At 56.5% G+C, this 499-nt stretch carries 1 pseudogene; it reads left to right on the forward strand.

The annotated features are described in order from the left end of the window. A pseudogene (locus EOC94_RS33525) lies at positions 1–204 on the forward strand (mandelate racemase/muconate lactonizing enzyme family protein); the annotation flags it as partial. Positions 205–499: the final 295 nt, after the last annotated feature.

Genomic DNA, 499 nt, shown 5'->3' on the forward strand with positions numbered 1-499 from the left:
ATTTCCACCCATATTTTCACGGAGCACAGCCTGTGCATTGCCGGATCTGCCGCCAATTGCATCTCCGTGGAACACATGCCGTGGTATGCCCCGCTGTTCCGTGAAGAAATGGAGATCGTGGATGGCGACATCCTCATACCCGCCCGTCCGGGGGCCGGTTTCACCTTTGATGAGGCTGCTGTGGAGCGCTTCTCCATCGATTGAATAACGCCCCTGCATCGAAAAAGCCGATGTCAGGGTCGAATTATATTCGTTAGTTAAATGTTCGGTGTTCCTATAATTCCTGATGTGGGGAACCGCCCCGGTAGCTCTGACTGCCGGGGGACATCGCCTGGAATGGAACACCAACAGGAGAAAACAATGCTCACACACACGCTTAAGCTCACCGCCGCTGCGTTCATCGCCACCCTTGCCGCGACCGCGGCCGAAGCGAAATGCGGCGACGTCACCATTACCGAGATGAACTGGGCTTCGGGCTCGATCGTCACGGCCGTCTCCA

This window comes from Mesorhizobium sp. M6A.T.Ce.TU.016.01.1.1, from assembly GCF_003997065.1.
Classification (GTDB): Bacteria; Pseudomonadota; Alphaproteobacteria; order Rhizobiales; family Rhizobiaceae; genus Mesorhizobium; species Mesorhizobium mediterraneum.